Source organism: Lacrimispora sp. (assembly GCF_032078915.1).
GTDB lineage: Bacteria > Bacillota > Clostridia > Lachnospirales > Lachnospiraceae > Lacrimispora.
In genome coordinates this window covers 1-8,156 of record NZ_DAMAUN010000151.1, presented here as the reverse complement: position 1 = coordinate 8,156, position 8,156 = coordinate 1, and the positions used below count along the sequence as shown (strand labels likewise).

Here is an 8,156-nt window from a genome sequence, read left to right as displayed (position 1 = left end):
TTTTTTTGTTGATTTTTTGTAAGAATGTATGATAAAATAGTATTGATTTCTGGTATGACCAGAGCCAGAACAAGGGGGGGAAACGATGGAATTTCAGAAACTTAGCGCTTTGAGCTTAAAAGAAATGTTTATTTGCCAGATTCGTGATATGATTTTATCAGGGCATATCCCTGTTGGAAGCAAATTACCTCCTGAAAGGGAGATTGCCAGGCAGATGCAGGTGAGCCGTGCAGTGGTTAACAGTGGGTTCGCAGAGCTTGAAAAACAGGGTTTTTTGGAAGTGCATCCAAGGCAGGGAGTATTTGTAGCAGATTACGGAAAGAACGGAAATATCAATACCTTAAATGCCATTATGGAATATCATGGAGATACACTTGGGCAGGCAGAAATTTACTCAATCCTTGAAGTACGCCGGGCATTGGAACATCTGGCAACGGATACGATTATAAAGAATTCATCGAATGAGGATATTCTTGGATTGGAAGGATTATTAGAGGAAGTTGCAGATGCTACTTCGATTGAAGAAACGGTCTCAGCCACCTTTTGTTTTCATCACAGACTTTCCGTTATCAGCGGAAACAGTATTATACCTTTAATTTACATATCTTTTAAACCTGTTGTAACACAGCTTTGGAAGCGTTTTTGTATGCGTTATGGGAAAGAGGCACTATACGACAGCGTGCTTTGTTTATATAAATGCATCAAAGAGCGTGATGCAGAGGCGGCAAGAAGATGTACCGATAAACAGTTGGATGAGGCATTGGAAGGTGGGCATCAGATATATTGAGCTGCTTGTGTATGAGGACACTCTGAATAACCTTCATTCACGGTATTCCAGATAAGGATTTTGGGTTTTACCGTCCACATTGTTCTATGTTCGGGATGATTTCAACGAATAGCAAGAAATCATCCCGCTTTTGTTACTTTATAATATAAATCAGGGGATGCTTCTTTGGCACATATGAACATTTTTTAAGAAGCCCGTTTCAATTTCTCCAGTATTTTATTCATCATATCAACAAACATCCTGTTCTCCTCTATCGTTACCACAGACACTCGGCTATTTTCTTTCACAGATTCCTATCATCCTCTCTTCGCCATTACGCGATAACGCTGGTTGGCATTCCGTTAATCCAGTTTTTCAGGTTTTCTGCTGCCACACGGATCGTCCTGTACCTGGCTTCCTCCGGAGCCCAGGCAATATGCGGCGTGATTACCGCATTGCTGCAATCCATCAGTGCGCACCGTTCTCTCAACGGCTCCTGGTCTACCACGTCTAAACCGGCTGCATAGATCTTTCCAGAATCAAGTGCTGCTTTTAAATCAGCCTCATCAATGATTCCGCCTCTAGCGGTGTTGATCAGAATAACACCATCCTTCATCATCGCAATTGTTTTTTGATTGATCATATGATAGGACTCCTTTGTCAGCGGACAGTGAATCGAAATCACATCACTGCGCAAAAGCAGCTCCTCCAGCTCCACCTGTTCGATAAAATCGTATTTCTCACCCGTCTTTTTATGGTTGCTGAAAGCGATTGGTTTCATGCCGAATCCTGCCGCCATGCGGGCGGTCCACAGGCCAATATTTCCAAGCCCGATAATTCCTATTGTCTTGCCAAATAACTCAATCTGCCTGCTCTGAACACGGGGACCTCCCCCGCTGCCAATCACTTGGTGGAGATCCATGCATTTTTTATAATACTCATCCTGAAGTCTTATATTGTGGCAGATATCCAGAAGCAGAGCCATTGCAAACTGAGCGATTGTCACATCACCGTAGATGGTATTCGTCATAGTGACGTGGTGCTTCGCCGCGATATCACGGTCAAACTCCCCATACCCATGAGCGAATGATGCTAGATATCTTAACCTGGGATGCTTTAAAAAAAAGGCATCATCACACCATTCCTGTATCCAGACTCCTAAAAGCGCATCGGCATCCCCGGCAATTTCATCTCTCTTTTGCACATGAAACCCGTCGTGAAATACGACTTCATCAATCTCCGGAATTGTCTTAAGCTGCTCCTTCCAGTATTGGATCAATTCTTCTCTGGACGGTCTTCCGCCAATTGCCTCTCCCTGACAGATCACCACTTTCATTATTCCTTTCCTCCTGCCTTTTCTAATTTTAATCCTGATCACCCTGCATAGCATCGTAGCCCGTCTCCCCTGTGCGGATTTTCACGGCATCCTGTACGTCGTAGATAAAGATTTTGCCATCACCGATGTGGCCTGTATATAGCACTCTTCTGGCTGTTGACACTACCTCTTCCACGGGTACCTTTGCCACCATCACTGTTCCAAGCGCTCCGCAGACATATCCAGTTGACAGTCACCTCTATAAACAAAAAAGACGCCGGGGTACAGACTAGCACACATCCAAACGTCTTTGTTCTGCCCTGTTTCCAGATGCATTGTTTATTTTATAAAACATATTATACATATGGTATTAAAAAGTCAATTCTAATTAATTATTTCAGCGATATGCCTATTTAAATCTGATAGATCGAAAAAATTTGTGTTATATTTTATCTCTTTTTCTAATTCATGCATAAAATGTTTTAGTCAAGCAAACTTGTAACAACTAGGTATAAACTTGCCTTATTAATCGTTGAATCTTCATTTTTCTATACACACCTCTTTTACTAGTTGTATGATTCAACGATAAATTTAGCACACGATAAGTATAATCAATATGTATTAATTCACATTTTCGACATACAATTGTTATAACAACATATAGGGGCAAAATTATGGATCAAATAAAAAAATATAGAAGTATTATAAAAAATATAATACTTATCATAATTTTCAGCCTATTATCAATTTCCATAGTTAAAAGTATATATAAAATCTATGTGGTCTCTTCCGTACAGCCTGTTGATGGAATTTTAGTTCCGATTATAATGTATCATCAAGTTAAAAATAGTGGTTTTGGCAATGATGTCATTAGTCCTGATGAATTTGAAAGTGATTTAAAGTATTTAAAAGAAAATCATTACAATACAATAACAATGACGCAATTAATAGATTATGTTCATGATAAAAAGGAATTACCCCCGAATCCAGTCATTCTTTCTTTTGATGACGGTTATCTTAGTACCTATTTAAATGTTTATCCTCTAGTAAAAGAATATAATATGAAAATTGTTTTATCTGTAATTGGAAAAAGCGTCGATGAATTTTCGAAAGTATGTGATGAAAATATTGAATATTCTCACGTAACATGGGATGAAGTAAAAGAAATGCAGCATTCTGGACTTGTTGAAATACAAAGCCATTCCTATAATTTACATCAAATTTCTAAAGGACTGTATGGATGCTGCCAAATGGATCCTGAATCATTGGAGAACTATGAAGAACTTTTAACAAATGATATAAATAAGCTGCAGGAAGAAATTTTGTCTATAACTGGTAATAGTCCAAATACGTTTACCTATCCATATGGCAGATATAACGATAAAATAGAAACTATCATTAAAAACCTAGGGTTTAAAGCGACCCTGACTTGTAAATTTGGGGTAAATGTGATAGATAATGATCCCGATACTTTATACAGTCTAAAGAGGATACGCCGGGCCCATAATCAGAGTATTCAAAAAATGTTAAAAGAAGGAATGGACACTGTGAAATATAAAAAGTAATGTAAATTCACAGTAACCAGAAGGCCAACTATTTTAGCTAATAACATCAAATAATGAAAGGTACATTATCATAAATGATAATGTACCTTTCATTATTTGTCCTTGATTTATATCAAGTATCCCGTCCCTATAAGTTAAATAGCCGCAAGGGATCATTCTACCGCATTCCTTTCTTTTACGAAAGTACTATTTTTTCCACTAATCCGTCCTGGTCACTCTCCAGATGACCCCCGTATTCGGAATAAACGAATCCGGATTTCCCTGAATATTCAGTCCGGTATCTACGATATACATTGCTCCGTCAGGACCGAATAACAGATGGGCCGGTCTCTCAATACCTCCTCCGTTTGACAAAGAGGACGGAAACCCCGTTCGATTGATGGCAAACGTGCTGATGGTCCTGGATTTCATATCGATTTTAGATATTCTGTGCCCTGCATTCGTATAAGATATGGTATTGCCGATCTGGGTGTGTATGGTGCTGCCATATTCAGCGATGTACACATCCCCATAAGGACCGAATTGGGAATTATAGTTAAATTCAAACCCCCTTATGGAGGAATTGGGCGGAAATGTCACATAGGGCCTTGGGGGCACATTGGGCTGATTTTTAAAGAGAAGAGAAGGCTGTACACCTCCGCTAGGCGTAAAACGCGGCGAATTTACGGGTTCGCCTCCGGAATAATCCGGCCATCCATACCACAAATTAGGTGTAATATAATAAAAATCATCCGTAGCATTCTCGATCGGCCTGCTTCCCACTGCCTGATAACCGTTATTGACCGCATACAACTGGCCGCTGGAGTCAAATCTTAAGTAAGAAGGATTTCTGAATCCCCATGCGACCTGTTCTAAGTTGGAGCCGTCCAGATTTGCCCTGAGAATGCTTCCCGATGCCTTGATATACCGCTTTCTGATCTCGTACTCTATATTCGGAATGCCATAGGGAGAAAAAGCCCCCGTTATAGCGATATCATCGGGCAGGCCTTCTGTCAGTATGTTATTTGTTGCAAAGTTTTGTCCATAAAGCATGGTGTAATCTCCTGTGTAATCACACAGAAGAGGAGAAAAAGCCACCCACTCATTGTCATTTCCAACAACACCGCTGTTAGTCACCGTTCCCTGCCCGAAATACATCTTATTATCCGGAGAAAAGGTGACCGGGCTGTTATAGTTATCGCCGTTGCTGGGCAGCCCCATAATGATATTCTGCCTTGTACCATCTTTGTATATCTTTGTGATAAATCCTCTGTGAGATACGTAGATCACACCGTTTAAATAATTAATCCCTGATATGGGGGGAACAAAATCATCTGCGATCGTTTCAAAATGACCATTGATCATCTGTAATATCCGGGGATTTCCGGTAGCCAAACCGGAATCAGCTACCAGGATCTCCCCGTTTTCATTAAAGACCATCCCAATCGGAGAATTCAGATTTTTTATAAATACATCTATCTGATAACCTGTGACGATATAAATATCAGATGGATTCAAATACCTTTCTGCAAAACCATTGTCTTCATTGCAGGAGCTGATTTTTCTCCAATTACTATTATAGAACATTGGCTTTTTCCAGGATTTTTTTATTACATTATATTCGTTATCGTTAAAATTATACAATTATGGAAAATATTGCAGCAACTTATAGAATTATATAAATCTGTGAATCAAGTCGTTGAGCACGCTTTCCTCTGTTTTTTGTTCTATCAGTGGCAGTCCGTCTTTTAAGAGCCTGTTTTTTCGGTGGAACTCCATTTTTTCTTCCCGGTAGAGGATGCCGGTGGGGATTTTTTCACTGACTTCCATCGACATTTTAATGGCTTCCAACCGATCCGTCGGGTCATAATCAGCTCCAAGAGGCGCCGCCATATTTTTATAATAGGCAAAGGTATTGATTTTGTTGAAGGTGATGCAGGGCTGCAGGATATCCACAAACGCATATCCCGGATAAAGGATGGCCTCCTTCATGATGCTCACCAGCTGCTTTGAATCACCGCTGAAGCCTCTCGCAACAAATCCCGCTCCTGAGGCAATGGCCAGTAGCACCGGATTTAAGGGCGTATTTCTGTTGCCGTCGGTCTGAACTCCCGTAATGAGTCCTTCACCGCTGGTGGGTGATGCCTGCCCCTTGGTCAGGCCGTATATCTGATTGTCATGAACAAAATGTGCGATATTGACATTCCTTCTTATGTTGTGAATAAAGTGGTTGCCTCCTTCGCCGTAAGAATCCCCGTCTCCGGAATTTACTATGACAGTGAGCTTTTCATTGGCTATTTTGGCTGCAACTGCAGCCGGAAGGGCCCTTCCGTGAAGCCCGCAGAAGCTGTTAGCGCTTAAATACTGAGGTGTTTTCGCTGCCTGACCGATTCCTGCCACCATCAGCACTTTATTTGGCTCTATGCCCAGCTCCTCCAACGCCGTTTTCAGGCTGTTTAATATGGAAAAATTTCCGCACCCCGGACACCAGGCTGTTTCATAAGTTGTGAATTTACCCATCTACTTGGAACCTCCTTCCAACACCTGCTTTGCAATTTCTTCTCCGGATATCTGTCTGCCGTCATATTTCAAAATGCTTTTATGGCATTCTATGCCGGTCTGCTCCCTTATGAGGGAGGCCAGCTGGCCCGTGGCATTCTGTTCCACGTTGATTAAGGTCCTGCTCTTTGCATAGATGTTCAGTTTTTCCTGAGGAAGGGGATAAATATCTCCAAATACCAAAGCTCCATAGCTTCCATCCCCGTTTTTATTCAGCAGGGATACGGCTTCCCTGATGGGACCATAGGTAGACCCCCAGCCCAGGAGAAGGGTCTCGCACTGCTCTTCTCCCATAAACTCCGGCTCCAACAGTTCCCGGATAAGGCCCTTTAATTTTCTCATCCTCTTATCCACCATTTGATTCCTGACTTCTGCCGATTCCGTTATCCAGCCTCTTTCATCATGCTCATCACTGTCAGCAGCCACAAGATGGCTGGTCAGTCCCGGGATAAGCCTGGGAGAGATGCCGTCCTCCGTTATCCTGTAACGCAGATACTCCCCTTCCGCTTCTCTGGCATGGCTGATCAATTCCAGACCGGATGGGTCAAAGGGCTTCACGCAGGCCGTTGTATCTCCCAGATACTGATCACTGAGCAGTATGACAGGAATCTGGTATTTTTCCGCCAGATTAAGCGCCCGGAAAGTCTGATAAAAAGCATCCTCATGATTTCTCAAGGCTATGACCAGCCTGGGAAATTCCCCCTGTGATGCAGAAATAACGAACTTTAAATCGCTTTGCTCTGTTCTTGTGGGGAGACCGGTCGCCGGGCCAGGCCTCTGCACATCCACGGCCACCAGAGGAATCTCCGCAATGCCGGAAAATCCCAGCGCCTCCACCTTCAGACAGAAGCCGCCTCCGCTGGTCCCGGTCATGGCCCTTGCTCCCGCATAAGAAGCACCCAATGCCATATTGACCGCGGCGATCTCATCTTCTGCCTGCTCCACCACGATCCCCGCCTCATGTCCCACAGAAGCCAGATATTCCAAAACAGCCGTGGATGGAGACATGGGGTAAGCGGAATAAAACTTAAGCCCTCCGGCCACCGCGCCAAGTCCCAGGGCCTTGCTGCCTGAAATGAGCATGTAATCCTTATATCCGCCATCCAGATGCTTAAATTTCGCTTCAACGGCTGTGTAGCCTGCTTCAGCCGCCTTTACATTGACCTCAAGGATCTCTTTCTTCATGACACCGGCCATGACTTCACCCGCATATGTAAATGGCTCACCAAACAGCTTCAATACCGCGCCCACAGCCACGCTGCCGGAAGCCTTCACATTCCCCAGTTCTTTCGCTATTTTATTCATGGAAAGCTTAATGACTCTGGAATCCTCATCCGGATAAGCAAAGCTGCTGTCACATAATATAAATCCTTTGGCCGTCAGTTTATGCTTATGCAAATCAATGGTTTCCTCATTTAAAGCAACGATCCCATCCAAAACATCGCTGTGTGAGGTTATTTCCTCTGTCCCGAAACGAAGCAGGGAAAAATTGTGCCCGCCGCGCACGCGGGACATGAAATCTCTGGTGGTATAGATATAATAGCCGGAATGCTTCAGCAGCTTTTCCAGAATTGCGACTGTGGTATCAATGCCCTGCCCGGCAGCACCACCAATCAGAATATTATACATAGACTTTCCTCCTTTTGAATTTTGACTAATTATATCTTATTTTTGCATTATTATCAATATTCCTCTTGATATGCTTGAAATATTTACATAAAGTTTGTTAATTTTTTATTTATTTCAACAAAATATTTTAAAATTCATAATTTTGCAGACCAATTACCGGACCATCTCAGGGGATTTTTCTTTTATTTTGCAGAATAGATAAAAAGGCACATCCTCGTAGCAGATGAAAAAACGAAAAAGAAGAGGTATCATTTTAAAGCACCCCTTCTCTTCCGGCCTTTCGGCCGTTCTATATTATGGTTTTTTTATCATTACGGCAATAACAATTCCAACTATAACCGCA

The 8,156-nt window shown here is 42.4% G+C and carries 6 protein-coding genes and 1 pseudogene; 2 read left to right on the top strand and 5 right to left on the bottom strand.

Annotation, left to right across the window (positions count from 1 at the left end):
* Window positions 1-85 precede the first annotated feature (85 nt).
* A complete protein-coding gene (locus RT269_RS28990) occupies window positions 86-787 on the top strand; it encodes a FadR/GntR family transcriptional regulator (protein WP_313187926.1) in 702 nt (233 codons plus the stop codon).
* 313 nt (window positions 788-1,100) lie between these two features.
* Here the strand turns inward: RT269_RS28990 and RT269_RS28985 are convergent, their stop codons facing one another.
* Both RT269_RS28985 and RT269_RS28980 read right to left on the bottom strand, forming a co-directional pair.
* Window positions 1,101-2,102 carry a 2-hydroxyacid dehydrogenase gene (locus RT269_RS28985; protein WP_313187925.1) on the bottom strand — a complete coding sequence of 334 codons (1,002 nt, stop codon included), beginning with the start codon at window positions 2,100-2,102 and terminating at the stop codon, window positions 1,101-1,103.
* Between the two features lie 28 nt (window positions 2,103-2,130).
* Window positions 2,131-2,298: pseudogene (locus RT269_RS28980) on the bottom strand (P-II family nitrogen regulator); the annotation flags it as partial.
* A 457-nt stretch (window positions 2,299-2,755) separates the two neighbouring features.
* On the opposite strand from RT269_RS28980, the gene RT269_RS28975 reads away from it, so the two are divergent.
* The gene (locus tag RT269_RS28975; protein WP_313187923.1) at window positions 2,756-3,646 is read left to right on the top strand and encodes a polysaccharide deacetylase family protein; all 891 of its coding nucleotides are present in this window, start codon (window positions 2,756-2,758) and stop codon (window positions 3,644-3,646) included.
* 198 nt (window positions 3,647-3,844) lie between these two features.
* Here RT269_RS28975 and RT269_RS28970 read toward each other — a convergent pair whose 3' ends face one another.
* From RT269_RS28970 to RT269_RS28960, 3 genes are all read right to left on the bottom strand, one after another.
* On the bottom strand, window positions 3,845-5,212 hold the full coding sequence (locus tag RT269_RS28970) for a PQQ-dependent sugar dehydrogenase (protein WP_313187921.1): 1,368 nt from the start codon (window positions 5,210-5,212) through the stop codon (window positions 3,845-3,847).
* 87 nt (window positions 5,213-5,299) lie between these two features.
* Window positions 5,300-6,145 (bottom strand): 2-oxoacid:ferredoxin oxidoreductase subunit beta, encoded by an 846-nt coding sequence (locus RT269_RS28965; RefSeq protein WP_313187919.1) that lies wholly within the window; start codon window positions 6,143-6,145, stop codon window positions 5,300-5,302.
* Entirely contained in the window at window positions 6,146-7,813 is a 1,668-nt protein-coding gene (locus tag RT269_RS28960; RefSeq protein WP_313187918.1) for a 2-oxoacid:acceptor oxidoreductase subunit alpha, read from the bottom strand. It lies immediately after the preceding gene.
* Window positions 7,814-8,156: the final 343 nt, after the last annotated feature.

Coding starts and splice junctions, on each gene's coding strand:
- RT269_RS28990 (WP_313187926.1), top strand. CDS start 86: ATGGAATTTCAGAAACTTAGCGCTTTGAGCTTAAAAGAAATGTTTATT.
- RT269_RS28985 (WP_313187925.1), bottom strand. CDS start 2,102: ATGAAAGTGGTGATCTGTCAGGGAGAGGCAATTGGCGGAAGACCGTCC.
- RT269_RS28975 (WP_313187923.1), top strand. CDS start 2,756: ATGGATCAAATAAAAAAATATAGAAGTATTATAAAAAATATAATACTT.
- RT269_RS28970 (WP_313187921.1), bottom strand. CDS start 5,212: ATGTTCTATAATAGTAATTGGAGAAAAATCAGCTCCTGCAATGAAGAC.
- RT269_RS28965 (WP_313187919.1), bottom strand. CDS start 6,145: ATGGGTAAATTCACAACTTATGAAACAGCCTGGTGTCCGGGGTGCGGA.
- RT269_RS28960 (WP_313187918.1), bottom strand. CDS start 7,813: ATGTATAATATTCTGATTGGTGGTGCTGCCGGGCAGGGCATTGATACC.